The following is an 18,867-nucleotide window of genomic DNA, read 5'->3' on the forward strand; positions in this document are numbered from 1 at the left end:
TCTATGCTAATTTTTAATATTTAAATCTTCTCCTTTTATATGTGAATGTAAAAGAACACGTAATCAGTTTACCTAGAAGGGTTTTCGTAGGACATGACATAATATATGACATTTCTATTTACTTCTCGCAACTAGGCATAACTCCTCCATTTCTAATAGTCACAGGAACAAAATATACTAAGAAAATAGCGGATAAAGTTATAGAAAATCTTCCAAAAGATGCTAAATATGAGCTAATCGAAATAGATACTGCTACTTTAGACGATGTATATAAGGTAGAGGAGGTTGTTAAGAAGGTTAATCCTAATGTATTGCTAGGAATAGGTGGAGGGAAAGTTATAGACGTTACGAAATACGCAGCGTTTAGGAATAACCTAGAATTCGTCAGTATACCTACCTCTCCATCACACGACGGAATCACATCGCCATTCGCTTCAATAAAAGGTTTACAAAAGCCAGTTTCGGTAAAGGCAAAAGAACCATTAGCAATTATTGCAGACATAGAAATTCTAAGCTTGTCCCCAAGAAGATTAATAAACGCAGGAATAGGGGATACGATAGGGAAAATAATAGCAGTGAGAGATTGGAGGTTAGCGGCTAAGTTAAGAGGAGAATATTATGGCGATTACACGGCATCTTTAGCGTTAATGTCAGCAAAACACGCATTTCAATGCACTAAGATAATAAATAAGGACATAAAGTACGGTGTAAGAATGCTAATAGAAGCACTAATAAGTAGCGGAGTAGCAATGGGAATGGCTGGAAGCACCAGACCAGCAAGTGGCTCTGAACATCTCTTTGCCCATGCGGTTGAGTTATTACACCCGGAGGGGGTATTGCATGGTGAACTTGTTGGTTTAGGAACAATTATTATGGCCTACCTGCATGGCATAAATTGGAAAATAATAAGAGACAGACTTAAAAAAATAGGATTCCCAGTAAAAGCCAAAGACTTAGGTCTTTCTGATGAAGAAGTAATAAAAGCCTTAACCATAGCTCATACTATAAGACCAGAGAGGTACACAATCTTAGGGGATAGGGGTTTAACTTGGAGTTCTGCAGAAAAAATAGCAAGAGTAACAAAAATTATAGATTAAGATGAAGAGAAAGTACTTTTAGTATATTGTTGTAAAATCTCCACAGTATAATCTGCCAAAACATAGTTTACTATTTCATAAGCTAAAGAGTAAACATTAATCTGTAAATCCTCCACCAGATAAAGATCCTTTGGTATAGTAATTCTAACACTCTTCTTCCCATCATCAAGCTCGACGTTAAAACCACTGGCGTACTTTGAGGAAAATCTCCTCTCGATCAAAGCCATAACCTTATCCTTAGCGTTATCGAGAACCTTGACGACCTTAACATTATACACCAAAGTCCTTCCAGCAAGTGGATGATTTAGATCTAAAACAACCCTACCTCCACTTACACTCCTTATTACTGCAAGACTACCATCACTTAATCTTAATACATTGTTTGGAACTGGCGTTATACCTTGTCTTCTCAATTCTCCTAGAGGTACAATCTTAATTTTACTATTATCCCTCTCACCATATGCCTTCTCAGGTGGGATTTCTATTGTTTTCTCCTCGTTCAAATTAAAATTATATAAAGCCTCTTCCAATCCCTTAATTAGCCTATTTTCACCTAAAATCACAAGTCTAGGACCATAAGTTCTAGTCTCATCATAAATATTAGCCTTCTTTGCCTCCTCTTCATTAGTTGTATCAACAATTTCTCCAGTATCCTTGATTCTTGCAGTGTATTCGATATAAATAAAGTCGTTATTCTTAAACATTATCCAGCCCTAAAAATACATTCTGGGTTAGTTTTTAAAACTACTGAAAAACAACAAGCAAGTAGCCTTCTCAATGCGTCAAGACAAGATAAACCAAATTAATAAGCTTTTAGATGAGTCGATAAAGAGAACAACCTAAGGTGTGAAGGAACTCTTTTAGAAACTATATACACAAAAAAAGTAGCTAATCATTCGTCACAGTGCTAGTTGATAAAAAACATATAACGTTTCCGACTAACAAGACCGCAATAAAACTTATAATTGATAACTTAAATAAGTCTAATTAGACCCGCCGTAGCTCAGCCCGGTTTAGAGCGCCCGGCTGTAGATAGGGGACAGTAACCGGGTGGTCCGGGGTTCAAGTCCCCGCGGCGGGACTTCTTTACCCAATAATTTTTAAATCCAGCTCAAGATGATTTTGATAGGTGAATTTTTTGGCAGAAACAGCGCATAAGGTGTTGGCAGAGTCATTAAATAATCTAGTATTAGTTAAACTAAAGGGAAATAAGGAAGTAAGAGGCACACTGAGGAGCTATGATCAGCATATGAATTTAGTCCTATCAGACTCAGAAGAGATACAAAGTGATGGTAGTGGTAAAAAGTTAGGAACCATAGTAATAAGAGGAGATAACGTAATTCTAATTTCTCCTCTACAAACTTCTTAGTTAGGTGAGCTTAAGTGAAAGGCACACCGTCATTTGGAAAGATGAACAAATCTCATACTCATATAAGGTGTAGGAGATGTGGTAGGAACGCTTATAACGTAAGTAAACACTACTGTGCAGCTTGTGGATTTGGAAAGACGAAGAAGATAAGGAGATACAGTTGGCAAAATAAAAAGGTCAATGGGGTCAGAATAAGATAATGTTTGGTTGGCATTGGCTTCTAGAATGGCAAACGCCATACGAGTTTCACGGTCACCTAATAGAAAAAGTATTCGCTGAAGAGAAGACCCCGTATCAACACGTTACATTAGTAGAATTTACCAGGTTTGGAAAAGGACTTATAATAGATGGAAAAGTACAATCAACTCTTTACGATGAGCACATTTATCATGAATTGTTAGTTCACCCCTTATTGCTATCATTGCCAAAACCTCCTAAGAATGTACTAATTTTAGGTGGCGGAGAGGGCGCAACTCTTAGGGAGGTTCTTAAGTATAAGTCTGTAGAAAAAGCAGTAATGGTTGATATAGACGAGAAGGTTATAGAATTTGCTAAGAAATATTTATATGAATGGCATCAAGGAGCTTTTGAGGATAAGAGGACTAACCTAGTAATTACTAATGGTCTAAGGTTTATAAATGAAACAAAGGATAAATACGATGCTATAATTCTAGACCTAACAGATCCGATCAAGGATTCCACGTCATATATGCTTTACACTAAGGAGTTCTATGAGAAATTGAGAGGAATATTAAATCAAGGAGGTGGTATAGTAACACAAGCTACATCTCCATCATTTTCTCTAGAAGTATATGTGACGATTTACAATACTATAAAGGAGGTGTTTAAGGAGGCCTCAGCTTCATACACATATATGGCATCCTTTGATGGATTATGGGGATTCGTTTATGGGGGAGTAAGGCCAGACTTACTTTCGGAGGATGAAGTAAATTCCAGAATAAGGGAACGTATTAGTGGACAGCTAAGGTTCTATGATGGCTATTCTCATAAGATTTCGTTTAGTTTGCCTAAGAATGTAAAAAGTGAATTCCAGAAGATAACCAAAGTATCCACGGAGAAAGATCCGATTTACGTTCCTGCGTAATTTTTTAAATTTTTATCGATATATATTTAATTGCCGGGGTGCCCGAGCGGTCAAGGGGGTAGGCTCGAGACCTTTCCAGCGTTACTGCGAGGGACCTACTGCCTCTCTGAGGCACACGGGTTCGAATCCCGTCCCCGGCGTATATTGATTCCTATAGAATTTTAAAAATAATAAGGTCTAACTAACATAACATTTTAGGCGATCGTTCCTCATTTACCTCATTGTGAAATCCTATCATTTAAAGTAGATCTTTCTTATTGTATTTAGCACTGAGTTTAGTCTGGCTACGCCTACTCTATACTTTATACATTAGTATTCCATAGTATACAAAATAATAGTTAGCAACATCTAATAAATGATTTTTAACCTCTTCAAGACTCCAATTGGATTTGAAACTCGTAAACCTTGATTTGTAATCTTTTCCTAATTTAGCCTTATGTTTAATCTTTTTATTTCTGGGCAGTGTATTAGTAAATTCAAAGTAAAAATTTCATGGGCCCGAGGGGATTTGAACCCCTGACCACTCGGTTATGAGCCGAGCGCTCTACCGAGCTAAGCTACGGGCCCACATATACAATAACTGAAAAACTGTTTTTAAGACTTGTGTTTAAACCTTTAGGTCCCTGATTTCCATTGTTCCAAGTACTCTTTTTGCTCCTCCGTCAACTCGTCAATTTGAATACCCATGGATTTCAACTTTATTCTAGCCACTTCGTAATCCAATTCCATTGGCATATTATACACTTTCTTCTCTAATTTTCCTCTATTCTTAACTAGGTATTCTACGGCTAAACCTTGATTTGCAAAGCTCATATCCATTACTTCACTAGGATGACCCTCTGCTGCAGCTAAATTTACTAACCTACCATCTGCTAGTAAGTAAACTTTCTTACCGTTAGGTAAAGTATACTCATCAACATAAGGTCTTATATTTCTTACCTTAACTGCAGTCTCCTTTAACCCTTTTACGTCCACCTCTACGTTAAAGTGTCCTGCGTTAGATAAGATTGCGCCATCTTTCATATTGAGCATATGCTCTACTCTTATAGCCTTTGTATTTCCAGTAGCTGTTACGAATATGTCACCTACCTTTGAGGCCTCTGCAATAGGCATAACGTCAAAGCCATCCATTACTGCTTCAAGCGCTCTTATTGGATCTACTTCAGTTACTATGACTCTAGCGCCCATTCCTCTTAATCTATTAGCTATTCCCCTACCTACCCATCCATATCCAGCTACAACTGCGATTTTCCCTGCAATTAGAATGTTTGTAGCCCTAAGTATTCCATCTATGGCACTTTGTCCAGTTCCATATCTGTTATCGAAAAGGTACTTGGTATATGCGTTGTTTACTGCGATGAGAGGATACTTAAGGACACCGTCCTTCTCCATTGCCTTAAGTCTAATAACACCAGTTGTGGTTTCTTCAGTTCCGCCATAAATATCAAGTTTAGAACTTACCTTTTCATGAATGTAAACGTGTAAATCAGCACCATCATCCATTACAATATTTGGCTCGTGAATCTTTACAATACTTTCAATATTGGAATAGTATTCTGTCTCATTTTCTCCTTTCCATGCGAATACTGAGATTCCTTCCTCTACTAAGGCTGCTGCTACATCATCTTGAGTTGAAAGTGGATTACTTCCAGCTAAAGCAACGTTAGCTCCACCCATTTTAAGGGTTTTAACTAGTGCTGCTGTTTCCTTGGTAACGTGAAGTACTGCTGATATGTTAATACCTTTTAGTGGTTTTTCAGCTTCAAATCTCCTCCTTATTTCCATCAATGTTGGCATGTGTCTTTCTGCCCATTCTATTTGCTTTTTTCCCTCACTTGCGAGAGAAAGGTCTTTTATTTTGTAGCTCATCGGAAGTTTTTTATCGAAAGAACATAAAAAGCTTAGGATTTTTATCTGTTTATCCAAGTATGCAAATTTTATCACTGCGGGGGGCGGGATTTGAACCCGCGAAGGCCTTCGCCAGTAGGGCCTGAGCCTACCCCCTTCGACCTAGCTCGGGCACCCCCGCATGTTAAAATAAAGTAGAAGTTTTTGGTAATAAATTATTACCATTATAACTGCAGAAGGATTGCATTTTTCTTTTAAATATGATTTTAATGGTTACATAGATGAATGCATATATATATATCAACTGCCTATTGTTATGAAAAACTATTTAAACACTAACCAGTTAAATTTCATATGGCTGTAGGAACTGCGGCCGGAATATCTCTAAGTTCAATCTTAAGTACAATAGGTGGGATTATTGAAGCAATAAGTGTTTCATTAGACATAGCACAGCAACAGTGTGAGATGATTTCACTGAAAGAGTATTATAAATATAAAATAGAGGGTAACAAAAAGATGTATGAGATTTATCCTGCCATAGCTGTTGCTGAAAGAATATCAGCTGTTGCCGTGTCAAACAGTTCAAGTGCTTATGAATTGAAAACTAAGATTTTTAGACAAGGTATTGTGATTAAGACTGAGGATACTGGAGAATACTATTACATTGGAGGAATATCACCAGTGTGGATAGGTGGTAGTAATATTGCAGTATATCAAGGTGGTGCGGCGTTTAGGGGTTCAGTAAAATTGCCTGCTAAGGCTAGGGATATTTTTATAAGTAATGGAGGAATTGGAATTATACCGTTAAAGAGGGTATCAGCACAGATTGAATGGTATAATCCAGCTAGGTTTAAATCTTGCCAAGGTCTACTTGGTACAATTTGGGATTACATAACTACGATAGGTGTTGCTTCAGTAGTTGCAATTGCAAGTTTAGCATCAGAAATAACGCTTTCTTCTCCAAGAAGTATAGATGATTTAGTCTATCCCGGTAGTGGTGGTAGTTATTATGTTTCAAAAACTCTCATAGGGAGTTCGTTAGGAGGAGAGAGGTCTGACGAACTTCGTACTACTTCTGATCAATATCCTTTCATCTATCTGGCTTTGGCCTTATTTAAGCAAGTAGCTAGTGGGTTAGGTTTATCAAATTATCCTGCAGTTACGGTTAATGGTCCAATAGATGTGGCCTTAAATAATTGTAACCAAATCATGCCTAGTGAGTATTGTACAAGAATTGCAGTAGGAACTGTATTTCAACCGTTTACTCTCGATTTCAAGTTTAATGATATTGATATTGGTGCTCCAGTGTTCAGTAGACAATTTTGTGCGACTTATTGTTAAGAATTTGGATTAGTGGGACTAATCAAATCCTTCTCAACAAGAACTATTAATGTGCCACTTGGTAATAATTTGCAATATCCAGTTGAATTCGTCTTTTTGGACGTTGTTAAGCCTCCCACTGATTTCACTACAGCTGGTATCGCAAATTACGCTAAGGAGTTGAATATAAGCGAGGGATTTAACGTTATAATAGATGCCCTTAATAAGGAGAAAAAGGCTATTGCTGGGATTTCTGCAGTTTTTCCATTAGCCATTGCTGAGTTGGCTGCACTTACCATTGATTGGTCTGAAGTGTCTTCTGAAGAGGGTTATAGGCAAGTTGAGGAGAGGGCTAGGGAATTACAAAACGTTTATAATGAGGTTTTATCTACGATAAATAACTGCATTGAAGCTTATCCCGGTTTAACTAGGAATCACAAGACAATGTATAGGCAAATGATAAGGGATTATCTGAATGGCATTTTACCACTTGCAAATCCAGATTGGAGTCCCAACGAGTTAAAGGATTATTTACTACAAGAGGTCACGAATTACTTGTTAAATTATGGGATCTCGTGTTAATTTCCTCTTTTTCCAAAAATTGGACGAATAGAATTATTATGCGGGGGACGGGATTCGAACCCGTGCAGGCCTTCGCCAGCGGATCTCTTACTTGGGGGTCTTAAGTCCGCCCCCTTTGACCAGGCTCGGGCACCCCCGCAATCTATTATACTGAGTTCAGTTTTACCTTATATGTTTTTCCAACAAAAATCTTAATTATGTGGTATATAATGAGTAAGAGGGAATATTATGGTTAAACATTCGAGGGGTTATCGAACTAGATCAAGGAGTTTATTGAGAAAGAGTCCTAGAGAGAGAGGTGCAGTTCCATCTCTAAGCAGATTAATGGTTGAATATAAGGAAGGAGATAAGGTCGTAATAAAGATAAACCCATCAGTACATTCCGGTATGCCTCATAGGCGGTATCAAGGCAAAGTAGGGAAAATTATTGGAAAACGAGGTAGGGCATATTTAGTTTCGGTCACATTGGGCGATAAGGAAAAGGTAATAATTGTTAGGCCTGAACATTTGGTTTCTTTTAGTTCTAGTGGGTGATTAGTATTTGTCATCTGTATACATAGTTGAGGAGCACTATATTCCTTACTCAGTGGCGAAAAAATTACTAAGTGATGTAATTAAATCTGGGAGTTCATCTAATTTATTACAAAGGACTTATGATTATTTAAATAGTGTAGAGAAATGTGATGCTGAGTCCGCACAGAAGGTTGTTGAAGAGTTGAGCAGTATTATAAGTAGGGAAGATGTTAGAGCGGTTTTAGCTAGTATTTGCCCTATTACACCTGACGAGGTAAGGAGTATTTTGATAATGGACAGTAATAGGACATATACTTCTGAGGACATACAAAAAATAATTGATATAATTAGGAAATACATTAAGAGTTGAGTTTTTACTTTTAGAATCTATTACTACTTAGGGAAGTAGAATTGCAAAGAAAAAGGGTAGTAAAGGAGCGAGTAGTGTATGTTTTAGATTATATGAGGGAAGGTAATCCATTAGATAGGCATAAGTTTCACAAGGATAAGCCTCTTATTCAAGCTGTAGGGGAGGATTACTTCTTATTGCTTGAACTCACTCCTCTATCTTATAATTTGGATTTCTTTCCCGAGGATAAGATTGAATTGGACTCAAATTCCAGTGTTAAGGTAGATGCTCATATTTCTTACGAGGATCTTACATCAGTATCTAAAGATAATTTGCCTAAGATCTTGCATAAAATAGTTTTAGAGAAAGAAAAAGTCTTCGTGGAGATTTTTAACAAGGCTGAACCATTAACGTTAAAGCTTCATGCGTTGGAGTTATTGCCAAACATTGGTAAAAAGACTTTAAGAATAATTCTGGAGGAAAGAAAGAAGAAACCCTTTGAGAGTTTTAAAGATATAGAGACGCGTATAGGCGTTAAGGATGTGGCTTCAATACTAGTAGAGAGGATAATGAAGGAGATGCAAGGTGGAGAGAAATACTATCTGTTTGTATATCCTCTTGTATCAGATGAAAATAAAAGATTAGAACAGCAATTCATTTACGTGGGTTATATTGAAAAGCTAAAGTAAGGCTTTCACAAGTTTTTCTTATTGACAAGAGTTTTATAGAAAAGTTTATTTCATACGTGGATACTGGAATCAGACCTATTTTAGAGATTGGATGTGGAAAAGGGAATATTACTAAGTTTTTAGAACCCGATATTTGTATTGAATTAGATAAGAAAATGACAGACTATTTGAAAAATTATAATCTTGTAATAGCAGATGCGAGATATTTGCCAATACTAAGGGGTCAATTGGTTTCTTCTCTACCTTACCAGATAACTTCAGATTTTTTCAAGGAGGTAGTTAAACTTGACAATATACCTAAGCTTACATTGATTTTGCAAAAGGATTTTGTGGATAAGATTCTTAACGATCCTACATATATTTCTTTTTTGCTTAATTATGTGTTTGATATACAGACTAAAGACATAATTCCACCAAGATGTTTCAGTCCTCGTCCAAAAGTCTATTCAATTATTACAGTTTTTAATAGGATAAGAGAATATAATGAAGATGTTGATAGTTTAATTTCATGTATTAGTAGATATAGGAATAAAACTTTAAAAAAGGCTTCTAAGTTGTGTGGGCTTAGTTCAGATAATAATTTGAAGGTGAGGGAATTTAAACCTTGGCAAGTGTTAGAATTGTTGAATTCCGTGGGATTAAGTTATGTTTGAATGATCAGACGTATGAACCTTCTCATGATACCGATATTCTACTTAACTTAGTAAAGGTAGGTAAAGGGGATAAGGTCTTAGATATGGGATCTGGTTCTGGGATTTTAGGAATATGGTCTCTGATAATGGGAGGAAAGGTAATGTTTGTAGATATAAATCCATATGCGACAACATCTACATTATGTTCCTTAAAAGTTAATAATCTGTATAATAGTCCAAATTATTTAGGTGTTCTTAATTGCGATTTGTTGTCTTGTCTTAGAAAGTATAATTTTGATGCAGCTATTTTTAACCCTCCCTATTTACCAGTGGAGGAGTATAATGAATGGATAGGGTATAGTTGGTCTGGTGGAAAGGATGGAAGTAAAGTTCTTGTTGATTTTTTAAAAACTGTAAAAGCTAATAGAATTTATACCCTATATTCTTCTTTAAGTGATGAAGATAGGATATTATATGCTATTAATAAGGGAAGATTCAAAATTTCACAGAAGTATGAGAAGGTTATTGGGTATGAGAGATTGATAGGATTGGAGTTGGTGAAGGAGGATGATAAGGGTAGTTTTAGTAGAGCCTGAAGGTGAATATAACATTGGTTTTGTTGCCAGATTATGTAGAAATTTTTTGGTTGATGAACTCTATATAGTTAATCCAAGGGCCAATGTTTCTGAGGCTTTCAAGTTTTCCGCCGGTGGGAAAGAATTTTTAGAGAAGGCTAAAATTGTAAATAGCTTTGATGAGGCTATAAATGACGTCGATATTAAGATAGCTACTTCCAGTATAGCAGATAATAATGGAGATATTTTACGGAAATCTATAAGACCGTGGGAACTGCTGTCTTTAATTCAAGGTAAGAAAGTCGCATTGGTTTTCGGTAGAGAAAGCGTTGGTCTAACTAGAGAAGAGATATTTAAGTGTGATTTTCTCCTTTATATTCCAGCGAATCCTAGTTATCCCGTTCTTAATCTTTCTCATGCTGTTGGCATAGTATTATATGAAATTTGGAAAAATAGAGAATTATTGAATAATCCCCAGACTTCTACAATTTCTGATCAATCGATAAAATTAATAGATAAATATGCCGAAATTCTCTATAAAATGCTTAAAAGATCTGATGATGATTATAAGATGTATATAGCACTAAAGCGTGCCATTATAAAGGGAGTAAAGGATGAGGAAGAGGCTAGGGTCATTGTGCATTTTTTGAGAAAACTTTATACCAGAATAATCCACAATGAAAAAGAGATGAATAATGTCAGCTAAAGGAGGGGCAATCAAGGATAAGTGGAAAATGAAGAAATGGTATAGTATAATTGCACCTAAAGTTTTTGGAGAGGTTTCCTTAGGTTCTACACCAGCCTACGATGTGACTCAAACCATAGGGAGAAGAGTTGAGACAACTTTATATGATCTCACTGGTGATTTCAGCCAAGTTTACGTTCACTTATACTTTAAGATTATAAGCAATGAAGGGGACAGATTGATTACGAGATTTGTTGGACATGAGCTCTCGAGAGATTACTTAAGATCATTAATTAGGAGAAAGAGCTCTAAAGTAAACAGCGTATTTGATGTTACTACTAAGGATGGTTATGTAGTAAGGGTTAAGGGATTAGTTCTAACTACGTATAAATGTCATCAATCTCAAAAAACTGCGATTAGAAAAATAATTAATGAGACCATATCCAAAAAAGCTAGTGAACTTACCTTTGATGATTTTACACAAGAGGTAGTGTTTGGGAGACTAGCTAATGAAATATTTGAGGCAACAAAGAAGATATACCCACTAAGGAAGGCTGAAATAGAAAAAACTAAAGTGCTAAAAGTGCCAGAAAATTTAGGTAAACAAGTTGAAAGCAGTAGTGTTAGCGGCGGGTAAAGGAGAGAGATTAGAGCCAATAACTCATACAAGACCTAAACCTTTTGTTCCTGTTCTTGATACTCCTTTAATTTTAAGAAATATTAGAATAGTTAAGAAATATGTTAATGATGTTGTAATTGTAATAAATTCAAATCATAAGGAATATTTTAAACTTATTGAAGGAGTTAGCCTAGTTGAACAGACTGAAGGAAAAGGTACTGCGGCAGCTTTACGAGCAGTGAAAAAATATCTTGAGAGAGATGACGAATTTTTAGTTATATATGGGGATCTTCTTTTTGAAGAAGAAGCAGTAGAGAAAATAGTTAACACTCACGGAGAAGCAATTCTAGCTACAGAATCCGACGATCCTAAAAAATATGGCGTTATAGTTAAAGATTCGGAAAATAGACTAGTGAGAATAGTTGAAAAACCCGAAAATCCTCCTTCGAAATTAATCAATGCAGGTATCTATAAGCTTACCTATGATATTTTCTCATATATAGACAAAATAGGTTTATCAAGCAGAGGTGAACTTGAACTTACAGATGCTGTAAATCTTATCGGAAATAAGGTGAAGGTAGTTACATACAATGGGATATGGTTAGATATAGGAAGGCCTTGGGATTTAATAGAGGCTAATAAGGTCCTTTTAGATAAGGAGAAGGATAGAAATCTAGGTGTGATGGAGGAGAATGTCAAAATTAAAGGTAAGGCAATTATTGAAGATGGTGTTGTAATAAAATCTGGTACCTATATAGAGGGTCCCGTTTATATAGGCAAAAATTCTGTTATCGGACCCAATGCCTATATAAGGCCATATAGCGTGATAGGAAGTAACGTTAAGGTGGGTGCGTTCAATGAGATAAAGGAGAGTGTGATAATGGAAAATACAAAGATACCGCATTTAAGTTATGTCGGCGATAGTGTAATCTGTGAAGATGTGAATTTTGGGGCAGGAACGATAACAGCTAATCTACGATTTGATGAAAAGGAAGTTAAAGTCAATATAAAAAATGAAAGGGTAGGCAGTGGAAGAAAGAAATTAGGTGCAATAGTAGGCGCTCATGTAAGAACTGGGATTAACGTATCCATATTGCCTGGAGTAAAGATTGGTGCATATGCTTGGATTTATCCAGGTGCTATCGTAGATAGGGATGTTGAGAAAGGTGAGAAATTTGTTCCATACTACTTAAGAAGGTCTAGCGGTACTTGATACAATCTTTATTACATCATTGTTCTGTAGTTGATAATTCTCTCCAACTCTCATTTTCCTCTTCACATCAATAGCGTATAAGAAACCTTTTGCTAATTCCGTATGTATAGCGTTAGCTAAATCTTTTGGAGTAGAACCTTTCTTTAGGAGTATCGCGTCCGGTAAAACGTTTCCATTTCTGTCAGTCAGTTTCTTCTCATCTTCTACTGGATATGTTACGATCATGTTCAACGCATCAACTGTTGCTGTATTTATGGCTTCTTGCACTCCAGTACTTCCATACACTTGTAGCACACTACTTCTAATATATTCTAGAGCACTTTTTTGTTTCTCGTTTAATGGTTTAAGTATGGTAAAATCATTATCTCCTGGAATGTAAGCTATTATTCCAGCCTTTGCTGCTTTCCTTAGAGCCATTTCTGATGCTGCACTAGTTGGAATAACCCACTTGTATTTCTCTTTTAATCTCTTAATGTTATTTCGAGCTTGTGGTAAATCGCTCTTGTTTGCAGCAATTATCATAGGTTTACTTATTTCTCGTAAAGTTTTAGCGAATGCCCTTAAATCTTGTTCCGTCCATTGCATTAATTTTAGGTTTTCCAATTTTGTAGCTTTTAGAGTTTCAATAATGTGTGATCTATTTACAGATATTCCAGATAATTTACTTAGTAAGGCTTCTACTAGATCTTTTCCAGACAAATCTGTTGTTCTTGCAAATTTAGCCCAGTCTTTATTAATAATGGAATAAAACCATTCATTGAGCTCATTTTCTATAAACTTTATATCTTCTTCTGGGTCTCTTGACCCCGGCTCTACTGGGACACCCTCTTCATTTGTGGATCCACTTGCGTCAATTACATGTATTAGTGCATCAGCTTGACGTAAATCATCTAGGAACTTGTTTCCTAATCCTCTTCCTTCATGGGCACCAGGTATTAATCCAGCTACATCTATTAGTTTTACTGGTATGAATCTATAATCATCTATGCAAATGGAATTCTTCGGATTACATTTGACATTAAATTCAGTATGAACACATTTCACTCTTATATATCCTATACCTTCATTTGGATTTATAGTTACAAATGGTCTGTTAGCTATTTCCACATCTTTTAGTGTAGCTGCTGCAAAAAACGTACTTTTACCTACATTGGTCTTTCCTATAATTCCAATGGTAATCATATGTTCTGATTTAGTGGACACATTTATTAATTAGATGCTTAGCATAGTATTTTGAGAATAGATGACATTATCAGTGTATCACTATATAGAGAACACATGGAATTCAGAAGAGTGGAAAAAAGGTTTATTAAGGCAGAGATTTATTGAATGGAGAAGAGAGCCTTCGATAGTTAGGTTAGCTAAACCAACTAGGCTAAACAGGGCTAGAAGTTTAGGCTATAAGGCTAAGCAAGGATTTGTTATAGTGAGAGTCAGAGTTAGGAGAGGAGGTCTTAATAAGCCTAGACCAAATAAGGGAAGAAGACCAAAAAGGATGGGTGTTTATGGTTATGGTCCAGCTAAAGGATATAAGTGGATAGCTGAGGAAAGGGCTGCAAGGAAATACCCCAATTTAGAGGTGCTTGGTAGTTATTATGTTGGAGAGGATGGTCTTTACAAGTATTATGAGATAATCATGGTGGATCCTTCTCATCCAGTAATAAAGAATGATCCTAAGTATAAGTGGCTTCAAGATCCTAGCAATAGGAATAGAGTGTTTAGAGGTTTAACGTCTGCAAGTAAGAAGGCTAGAGGATTGAGGAAATCTAAAGGGCTTAAAGGTACTGTAAAACATAAGTGGAGTAGGAAACAGAAAGAGAGAGAAGAGAAGAAGAGACATGAAGCGAGTAAGTATTATAGATTACAAAGGTATGATAAAATACCAGGAAAGTGAGCATGAAAGTAAATCAAGCAATACTTTCAGTTTTTATCCATGAAACAGAGGATTACAATAAAATAGTAAATACCATAGAGAGTTTTTTCTCTCCTCTTATCTCTAGCTCAAAGAAAAATATCGCAACTGTTCAAGGTCATTACGGTAATAAAATAGTTATATTGGAATATAGATTTGATAAGAAGAATGGAGAGCAATTTTTTAAAATGATATTAGATAAAATTGAAACTACGGAATTAATGTTTATTCTTACAACTATGGATTCCCATATGGATGGGAGTAAACTATATTTGAGATTCGATAAACAGTATTTGGTTGCCGAGCGTAGACTTGTTCTTAAAGAGGGTGATGATGTCGTTAAATGTATGATTTCGTTTAATACTTCTTTGGAGAATATAAAGGAGGAGATAAAGAAGCTTGTTAGTAGTAGAATCATGCATTCTAAACTCTAGGCTGTTTCCTTACGTCAAAAGGTTAGGATATAACATGGTTTTTAGTGAAGATGGTTTGGTTGGTATAAAAAGGGTTACTATAAAAGCGGAAAATGGGAATCAACTGAAAAAGATGCTTAAGAAGCCTTTTATTGAGAGAGATGTGTTAGTTTTTGTAAAACCCCTTTCAATAGATGCCTTAAAGTATGCTATTATCAACAAAAGGGTCAATGCTGTGATATTGGCTGATGATAATATGAGGATATTTAAGAAAAGTATGCTAAACCTATTAAGATCTTATGACAAATTCGTTGAAATTTCACTTAAATCTTCTAGCGGGTTATTATATAATGCTATAGTGTTTGCATATAAATGGATACCTAACATTATTTTCTCCTCATATGCAAGTGATTTTAACGAGATCTGGAGTCCAATCTCTAAAATAAGTTATTTGACCGTATTGGGAGCTGATGAAGAGGAAGCTTATAAGTTTGTTATATTAAATCCCATAAAGTTGTTGAATGAACTCAATTCAACTAATAATTAACATTATATTAATATTATGGCTTCTCATATTAACTGTATTATATCTCAGAAAAAAAAGCTTAAACATTAATATTGTGAAAAATAAGAAAATAGTAAGAGCTAAAAGATATATAGTATTTTACGTTATTGCAGAATCCAAAGTAAAAGGTGATGATTTAGAGAGGGTTGTTCGTAACTCCTTGAAGGATCTATTAGGTAATTTATGGCTTAATATCGCAAATCCTAAAGTTGTTACATATAGAGAGGATACTCAAGAAGGGATTATATCTACTAATAGGATAGGCTATAAGGCTGTTTTAGCTAGTTTACCTTTTGCTAAGGAAATTAATGGTAACAAAATACTTATAGTTCCAAGAAGAACAACCGGAAGCTTAAAAAAGGCTAAAAAACTAATCGGATTAAAGTGATGAAGCCGCTCCAGACTGTATCGATGATGTTCTCTGCGACGAGCTGAACGATATTTTTAAAATTAGGGATTACTCAGTATTTCATGAGTGAATAGTATATGGCGTTCGGACCAGCCGCTATGGGATATGATAGGGCAATAACCATATTCTCGCCCGACGGATCACTATATCAAGTAGACTATGCATTTGAAGCTGTAAAAAAGGGATGGACAGCAATAGGTATTAAATCAAAATCTGGTGTTGTTATTGCAAGCGAGAAAAGAAAAGCCCAATCATTATTAGATGTAGATAGTATAGAGAAAGTATTTTTAATCGACGATCATGTAGGGTGCAGTTTTGCTGGGCTAGCCTCTGATGGTAGAGTTTTAATAGACTATGCGAGAAATATAGCATTACAACATAGGTTAATATATGATGAACCAGTTAGTATTGATTATCTAACAAAATCAGTTGCTGATGTTAAGCAAATGTACACACAACATGGAGGAGTTAGACCATTTGGTGTTGCACTAGTAATTGCAGGAATAGACAAATCAGTTCCTAAACTATATATGACTGAACCTAGTGGGCAATATATGCCATATCAAGCTGTTGCAATAGGACAAGGTTATTATACAGCTACTGAGTTTTTAGAGAAGAATTACAAGGAGGACTTGACTATAGAAGATACTATACTCCTAGCCTTAAAGGCCTTATCGGCTACTCTTAAGCCTAATGAAAAGTTAACTCCAAATACTGTGGAAATAGGATACGCCTCAACCCAAACTGGGCTATTTCTAAAAATGACCACTGAAGATAAGAATATGTATTTACAGAAGTTATAATAAGGTGGATTTTTTTTATGACGAAGGAGCGTGATTATGTAGTAGTTAAATATGAATCACATGGAGAGAGGTTTGAGATATTAGCTAAGCCTAAAGAAGCATTAGCTTTTAGAAGTGGGAAGAGCATAAGCCTTGCTGATGTAGTAGTTTCTGACACTATTTATAAGGACGTGAAGAAAGGTTTGAAAGCATCTCCAGCATCACTCAAAAAAGTTTTTGGTACTACTGATTTCGAGACAATTGTAAAAGAAATTTTACTTAAAGGTGAATTACCGGTAACTGCAGAACAAAGGAAAGAGATGTTAGAAACTAAGAGAAAGCAAATAATTGATTTTATTCATAGAAACGCCGTTGATCCTAAAACTAATTTACCAATTCCGCCAACTAGATTAGAGATGGCAATGGAACAAGCTAGAATACAAATCGATTTAAACAAAGACGTGGAGGCACAAGCTATGCAAATAGTAAAGGAGATTTCTAAGATAATTCCAATTAAAATAGCGAGAGCTCTGCTTAGTATTAAAGTACCATCAGAATATAGCTCTAAGGTTAGATCACAATTACATAACTTAGGGGAGGTAAAAAAAGCCAATTGGTTAGAAGATGGTACATTATTAGCTGAATTGGAAATACCAGCGGGTGCACAGCAAGACGTTATAGATAAGTTAAATAATCTGACAAAAGGAGAAGTTGAAGTTAAAGTATTGCAAGTGAGATAGAAATGAGTCAGTCCCAGAAAATTGTTTTACAGCCAAGATCAATAGTAGTGCCTGGCGAGTTATTAGCTGAAGGCGAGTTCCAGATTCCTTGGTCTCCTTATATATTAAAGGTTAATAGTAAATATTACTCTACAGTTGTTGGACTTTTTGATGTAAAAGATACTCAGTTTGAAGTGATTCCTTTGGAAGGGTCGTTTTACTATCCTAAGGTCAATGATGTGGTAATAGGTTTAGTAGAGGACGTTGAAATCTATGGTTGGGTGGTTGACATAAAAGCGCCTTATAAGGCATATTTACCAGCCTCAAATCTTTTAGGAAGATCCGTTAATGTTGGAGAGGATTTAAGGAGGTATTTAGATGTAGGTGACTACGTTATAGCTAGAATTGAAAATTTTGATAGATCAATAGATCCCGTTTTATCAGTTAAGGGCAAGGATCTAGGTCGTGTAAATAATGGTATAGTCATTGATATAATGCCAGTTAAAGTTCCGCGTGTTATAGGTAAGAATAAAAGTATGCATGAGACTTTGACCTCAAAAAGTGGATGCAGCATGTTTGTTGCCAATAATGGTAGAATATGGGCTACTTGTCCTTCCCGTTTTTCTGAAGAAATTTTAATCGAGGCCATTAGGAAGATTGAAAATGAGTCACATATAAAAGGATTGACAGATAGAATAAAACAATTCATTGAGGAAAAATTAGGTGAGAGAAATGCTTCAAGTGGAGAGACCAAAACTAATCCTTGAAGATGGAAAGCGAATAGATGGTAGAAAGCCAGATGAATTAAGGAGTATAAAGATAGAATTGGGAGTTCTCAAAAACGCTGATGGTTCAGCGATTTTTGAGATGGGAAATACAAAGGCTATAGCAGCGGTTTACGGTCCAAAAGAAATGCATCCAAGACATTTATCTCTTCCGGATAGGGCAGTATTAAGAGTTAGATATCATATGACACCATTCTCTACAGACGAGCGAAAGAATCCCGCACCTAGTAGAAGAGAGATTGAGCTTTCTAAGGTTATAAGAGAAGCTTTAGAATCAGCTGTTTTAGTGGAATTGTTTCCAAGAACTGCCATAGATGTTTTTACTGAAATATTACAAGCAGACGCGGGATCCAGATTAGTTTCATTGATGGCTGCGTCTTTGGCGTTAGCTGATGCTGGAATTCCTATGAGAGATTTAATAGCTGGGGTAGCCGTAGGAAAGGCTGATGGAGTAATAGTTCTAGATTTAAATGAACCCGAGGATATGTGGGGAGAGGCTGATATGCCGGTTGCAATGATGCCATCTTTAAACCAAGTAACGTTATTTCAGTTAAATGGTAATATGACTCCGGAGGAATTTAGACAGGCTTTTGATTTAGCAGTTAAGGGTATAAATATAATATATAATTTAGAGAGGGAGGCTCTAAAAAGTAAGTATGTAGAGTTTAAAGAAGAGGGTGTATAGA

General features: G+C 35.8%; 25 protein-coding genes and 5 tRNA genes. 24 read left to right on the plus strand and 6 right to left on the minus strand.

The window, feature by feature from the left end; genetic code table 11:
* The first annotated feature begins 41 nt into the window (after window positions 1-41).
* The gene (locus J5U23_RS12780) at window positions 42-1,097 is read left to right on the plus strand and encodes an NAD(P)-dependent glycerol-1-phosphate dehydrogenase (protein WP_218266364.1); all 1,056 of its coding nucleotides are present in this window, start codon (window positions 42-44) and stop codon (window positions 1,095-1,097) included.
* Here the strand turns inward: J5U23_RS12780 and J5U23_RS12785 are convergent.
* Window positions 1,094-1,801 (minus strand): FKBP-type peptidyl-prolyl cis-trans isomerase, encoded by a 708-nt coding sequence (locus J5U23_RS12785; protein ID WP_218258541.1) that lies wholly within the window; start codon window positions 1,799-1,801, stop codon window positions 1,094-1,096. The genes J5U23_RS12780 and J5U23_RS12785 overlap by 4 nt on opposite strands.
* A 288-nt stretch (window positions 1,802-2,089) precedes the next feature.
* On the opposite strand from J5U23_RS12785, the gene J5U23_RS12790 reads away from it, so the two are divergent.
* The 5 genes from J5U23_RS12790 to J5U23_RS12810 all read left to right on the plus strand — a co-directional run bounded on the left by J5U23_RS12790 (window position 2,090) and on the right by J5U23_RS12810 (window position 3,711).
* Window positions 2,090-2,178: transfer RNA gene (locus J5U23_RS12790), tRNA-Tyr, on the plus strand.
* 57 nt (window positions 2,179-2,235) lie between these two features.
* Window positions 2,236-2,466 carry an LSM domain-containing protein gene (locus J5U23_RS12795; RefSeq protein WP_012711383.1) on the plus strand — a complete coding sequence of 77 codons (231 nt, stop codon included), beginning with the start codon at window positions 2,236-2,238 and terminating at the stop codon, window positions 2,464-2,466.
* Between the two features lie 14 nt (window positions 2,467-2,480).
* The gene (locus tag J5U23_RS12800) at window positions 2,481-2,666 is read left to right on the plus strand and encodes a 50S ribosomal protein L37e (protein ID WP_012711384.1); all 186 of its coding nucleotides are present in this window, start codon (window positions 2,481-2,483) and stop codon (window positions 2,664-2,666) included.
* Window positions 2,666-3,571, plus strand: coding sequence for a spermidine synthase (locus tag J5U23_RS12805; RefSeq protein WP_218266365.1), 906 nt, complete (start codon window positions 2,666-2,668; stop codon window positions 3,569-3,571). The genes J5U23_RS12800 and J5U23_RS12805 overlap by 1 nt, the downstream gene beginning before the upstream one ends.
* 32 nt (window positions 3,572-3,603) lie before the next feature.
* A tRNA-Ser gene (locus J5U23_RS12810) sits at window positions 3,604-3,711 on the plus strand.
* A 353-nt stretch (window positions 3,712-4,064) separates the two neighbouring features.
* Here J5U23_RS12810 and J5U23_RS12815 read toward each other — a convergent pair.
* The 3 genes from J5U23_RS12815 to J5U23_RS12825 form a co-directional block, all read right to left on the minus strand.
* Window positions 4,065-4,138, minus strand: a tRNA-Ile gene (locus J5U23_RS12815).
* 48 nt (window positions 4,139-4,186) lie between these two features.
* A complete protein-coding gene (gene ahcY, locus J5U23_RS12820; protein ID WP_218266366.1) occupies window positions 4,187-5,440 on the minus strand; it encodes an adenosylhomocysteinase in 1,254 nt (417 codons plus the stop codon).
* Between the two features lie 75 nt (window positions 5,441-5,515).
* Window positions 5,516-5,600, minus strand: a tRNA-Leu gene (locus tag J5U23_RS12825).
* Between the two features lie 173 nt (window positions 5,601-5,773).
* Between J5U23_RS12825 and J5U23_RS12830 the strand changes: the two genes are divergently transcribed.
* Both J5U23_RS12830 and J5U23_RS15930 read left to right on the plus strand, forming a co-directional pair.
* The gene (locus J5U23_RS12830) at window positions 5,774-6,760 is read left to right on the plus strand and encodes a hypothetical protein (protein WP_244988796.1); all 987 of its coding nucleotides are present in this window, start codon (window positions 5,774-5,776) and stop codon (window positions 6,758-6,760) included.
* Between the two features lie 51 nt (window positions 6,761-6,811).
* The gene (locus tag J5U23_RS15930; RefSeq protein ID WP_244988797.1) at window positions 6,812-7,321 is read left to right on the plus strand and encodes a hypothetical protein; all 510 of its coding nucleotides are present in this window, start codon (window positions 6,812-6,814) and stop codon (window positions 7,319-7,321) included.
* 39 nt (window positions 7,322-7,360) lie between these two features.
* Here J5U23_RS15930 and J5U23_RS12835 read toward each other — a convergent pair.
* Window positions 7,361-7,460, minus strand: a tRNA-Leu gene (locus tag J5U23_RS12835).
* 89 nt (window positions 7,461-7,549) lie between these two features.
* On the opposite strand from J5U23_RS12835, the gene J5U23_RS12840 reads away from it, so the two are divergent.
* Genes J5U23_RS12840 through spn form a run of 8 tightly spaced genes read left to right on the plus strand, consistent with a single transcriptional unit; the run spans window position 7,550 to window position 12,596 of the window.
* A complete protein-coding gene (locus J5U23_RS12840) occupies window positions 7,550-7,855 on the plus strand; it encodes a 50S ribosomal protein L21e (protein WP_012711388.1) in 306 nt (101 codons plus the stop codon).
* A 7-nt stretch (window positions 7,856-7,862) separates the two neighbouring features.
* Window positions 7,863-8,204 carry a DNA-directed RNA polymerase subunit F gene (locus tag J5U23_RS12845; protein ID WP_012717449.1) on the plus strand — a complete coding sequence of 114 codons (342 nt, stop codon included), beginning with the start codon at window positions 7,863-7,865 and terminating at the stop codon, window positions 8,202-8,204.
* A 41-nt stretch (window positions 8,205-8,245) separates the two neighbouring features.
* Complete coding sequence (locus J5U23_RS12850) at window positions 8,246-8,872, plus strand: DUF655 domain-containing protein (RefSeq protein WP_218258544.1); 627 nt, start codon at window positions 8,246-8,248, stop codon at window positions 8,870-8,872.
* Window positions 8,873-8,919: 47 nt separating this feature from the next.
* The gene (locus J5U23_RS12855; RefSeq protein ID WP_244988864.1) at window positions 8,920-9,525 is read left to right on the plus strand and encodes a 16S ribosomal RNA methyltransferase A; all 606 of its coding nucleotides are present in this window, start codon (window positions 8,920-8,922) and stop codon (window positions 9,523-9,525) included.
* Window positions 9,477-10,100 carry a HemK2/MTQ2 family protein methyltransferase gene (locus tag J5U23_RS12860; protein WP_218266367.1) on the plus strand — a complete coding sequence of 208 codons (624 nt, stop codon included), beginning with the start codon at window positions 9,477-9,479 and terminating at the stop codon, window positions 10,098-10,100. Before J5U23_RS12855 ends, J5U23_RS12860 begins: the two co-directional genes overlap by 49 nt.
* Complete coding sequence (gene trmJ / locus J5U23_RS12865; RefSeq protein ID WP_218258546.1) at window positions 10,072-10,785, plus strand: tRNA (cytidine-2'-O-)-methyltransferase TrmJ; 714 nt, start codon at window positions 10,072-10,074, stop codon at window positions 10,783-10,785. Before J5U23_RS12860 ends, trmJ begins: the two co-directional genes overlap by 29 nt.
* On the plus strand, window positions 10,775-11,401 hold the full coding sequence (locus tag J5U23_RS12870; protein WP_218258547.1) for a 30S ribosomal protein S3ae: 627 nt from the start codon (window positions 10,775-10,777) through the stop codon (window positions 11,399-11,401). Before trmJ ends, J5U23_RS12870 begins: the two co-directional genes overlap by 11 nt.
* Window positions 11,373-12,596 (plus strand): bifunctional sugar-1-phosphate nucleotidylyltransferase/acetyltransferase, encoded by a 1,224-nt coding sequence (spn, locus tag J5U23_RS12875; protein ID WP_218266368.1) that lies wholly within the window; start codon window positions 11,373-11,375, stop codon window positions 12,594-12,596. Before J5U23_RS12870 ends, spn begins: the two co-directional genes overlap by 29 nt.
* Here the strand turns inward: spn and J5U23_RS12880 are convergent.
* Window positions 12,573-13,778 carry a redox-regulated ATPase YchF gene (locus J5U23_RS12880; RefSeq protein ID WP_218266369.1) on the minus strand — a complete coding sequence of 402 codons (1,206 nt, stop codon included), beginning with the start codon at window positions 13,776-13,778 and terminating at the stop codon, window positions 12,573-12,575. The two genes, spn and J5U23_RS12880, sit on opposite strands and share 24 nt — an antisense overlap.
* Window positions 13,779-13,839: 61 nt before the next feature.
* On the opposite strand from J5U23_RS12880, the gene J5U23_RS12885 reads away from it, so the two are divergent.
* The 8 genes from J5U23_RS12885 to rrp41 all read left to right on the plus strand — a co-directional run bounded on the left by J5U23_RS12885 (window position 13,840) and on the right by rrp41 (window position 18,866).
* Window positions 13,840-14,490, plus strand: a complete 651-nt coding sequence (locus J5U23_RS12885) for a 50S ribosomal protein L15e (RefSeq protein ID WP_218258550.1) — start codon at window positions 13,840-13,842, stop codon at window positions 14,488-14,490.
* A 2-nt stretch (window positions 14,491-14,492) separates the two neighbouring features.
* Window positions 14,493-14,942, plus strand: coding sequence for an RNA-binding protein (locus tag J5U23_RS12890; protein WP_218258551.1), 450 nt, complete (start codon window positions 14,493-14,495; stop codon window positions 14,940-14,942).
* A complete protein-coding gene (locus J5U23_RS12895; protein ID WP_218258552.1) occupies window positions 14,908-15,468 on the plus strand; it encodes a PHP domain-containing protein in 561 nt (186 codons plus the stop codon). The genes J5U23_RS12890 and J5U23_RS12895 overlap by 35 nt, the downstream gene beginning before the upstream one ends.
* The gene (locus J5U23_RS12900) at window positions 15,443-15,874 is read left to right on the plus strand and encodes an Rpp14/Pop5 family protein (protein WP_218258553.1); all 432 of its coding nucleotides are present in this window, start codon (window positions 15,443-15,445) and stop codon (window positions 15,872-15,874) included. Before J5U23_RS12895 ends, J5U23_RS12900 begins: the two co-directional genes overlap by 26 nt.
* 98 nt (window positions 15,875-15,972) lie before the next feature.
* Window positions 15,973-16,698: an archaeal proteasome endopeptidase complex subunit alpha gene (gene psmA, locus J5U23_RS12905; protein ID WP_218266370.1), complete on the plus strand. Its 726-nt coding sequence runs from the start codon at window positions 15,973-15,975 to the stop codon at window positions 16,696-16,698.
* 17 nt (window positions 16,699-16,715) lie between these two features.
* The gene (locus J5U23_RS12910; protein ID WP_218258554.1) at window positions 16,716-17,417 is read left to right on the plus strand and encodes a ribosome assembly factor SBDS; all 702 of its coding nucleotides are present in this window, start codon (window positions 16,716-16,718) and stop codon (window positions 17,415-17,417) included.
* A 2-nt stretch (window positions 17,418-17,419) separates the two neighbouring features.
* Window positions 17,420-18,163, plus strand: coding sequence for an exosome complex RNA-binding protein Rrp4 (gene rrp4 / locus J5U23_RS12915; protein WP_218258555.1), 744 nt, complete (start codon window positions 17,420-17,422; stop codon window positions 18,161-18,163).
* Window positions 18,129-18,866, plus strand: a complete 738-nt coding sequence (gene rrp41 / locus J5U23_RS12920; RefSeq protein WP_012711404.1) for an exosome complex exonuclease Rrp41 — start codon at window positions 18,129-18,131, stop codon at window positions 18,864-18,866. Before rrp4 ends, rrp41 begins: the two co-directional genes overlap by 35 nt.
* Window position 18,867: the final 1 nt, after the last annotated feature.

Origin of the sequence: Saccharolobus shibatae B12, from assembly GCF_019175345.1 — an archaeon.
Taxonomy (GTDB): domain Archaea; phylum Thermoproteota; class Thermoprotei_A; order Sulfolobales; family Sulfolobaceae; genus Saccharolobus; species Saccharolobus shibatae.

Bases quoted from the DNA above. Each gene is read 5' to 3' on its own strand.
- J5U23_RS12785 (WP_218258541.1), bottom strand. From the start codon at position 1,801: ATGTTTAAGAATAACGACTTTATTTATATCGAATACACTGCAAGAATC.
- J5U23_RS12805 (WP_218266365.1), top strand. From the start codon at position 2,666: ATGTTTGGTTGGCATTGGCTTCTAGAATGGCAAACGCCATACGAGTTT.
- ahcY (WP_218266366.1), bottom strand. From the start codon at position 5,440: ATGAGCTACAAAATAAAAGACCTTTCTCTCGCAAGTGAGGGAAAAAAG.
- J5U23_RS12830 (WP_244988796.1), top strand. From the start codon at position 5,774: ATGGCTGTAGGAACTGCGGCCGGAATATCTCTAAGTTCAATCTTAAGT.
- J5U23_RS12840 (WP_012711388.1), top strand. From the start codon at position 7,550: ATGGTTAAACATTCGAGGGGTTATCGAACTAGATCAAGGAGTTTATTG.
- trmJ (WP_218258546.1), top strand. From the start codon at position 10,072: ATGATAAGGGTAGTTTTAGTAGAGCCTGAAGGTGAATATAACATTGGT.
- J5U23_RS12870 (WP_218258547.1), top strand. From the start codon at position 10,775: ATGTCAGCTAAAGGAGGGGCAATCAAGGATAAGTGGAAAATGAAGAAA.
- J5U23_RS12880 (WP_218266369.1), bottom strand. From the start codon at position 13,778: ATGATTACCATTGGAATTATAGGAAAGACCAATGTAGGTAAAAGTACG.
- J5U23_RS12885 (WP_218258550.1), top strand. From the start codon at position 13,840: ATGACATTATCAGTGTATCACTATATAGAGAACACATGGAATTCAGAA.
- J5U23_RS12890 (WP_218258551.1), top strand. From the start codon at position 14,493: ATGAAAGTAAATCAAGCAATACTTTCAGTTTTTATCCATGAAACAGAG.
- J5U23_RS12900 (WP_218258553.1), top strand. From the start codon at position 15,443: ATGAACTCAATTCAACTAATAATTAACATTATATTAATATTATGGCTT.
- psmA (WP_218266370.1), top strand. From the start codon at position 15,973: ATGGCGTTCGGACCAGCCGCTATGGGATATGATAGGGCAATAACCATA.
- J5U23_RS12910 (WP_218258554.1), top strand. From the start codon at position 16,716: ATGACGAAGGAGCGTGATTATGTAGTAGTTAAATATGAATCACATGGA.
- rrp4 (WP_218258555.1), top strand. From the start codon at position 17,420: ATGAGTCAGTCCCAGAAAATTGTTTTACAGCCAAGATCAATAGTAGTG.
- rrp41 (WP_012711404.1), top strand. From the start codon at position 18,129: ATGCTTCAAGTGGAGAGACCAAAACTAATCCTTGAAGATGGAAAGCGA.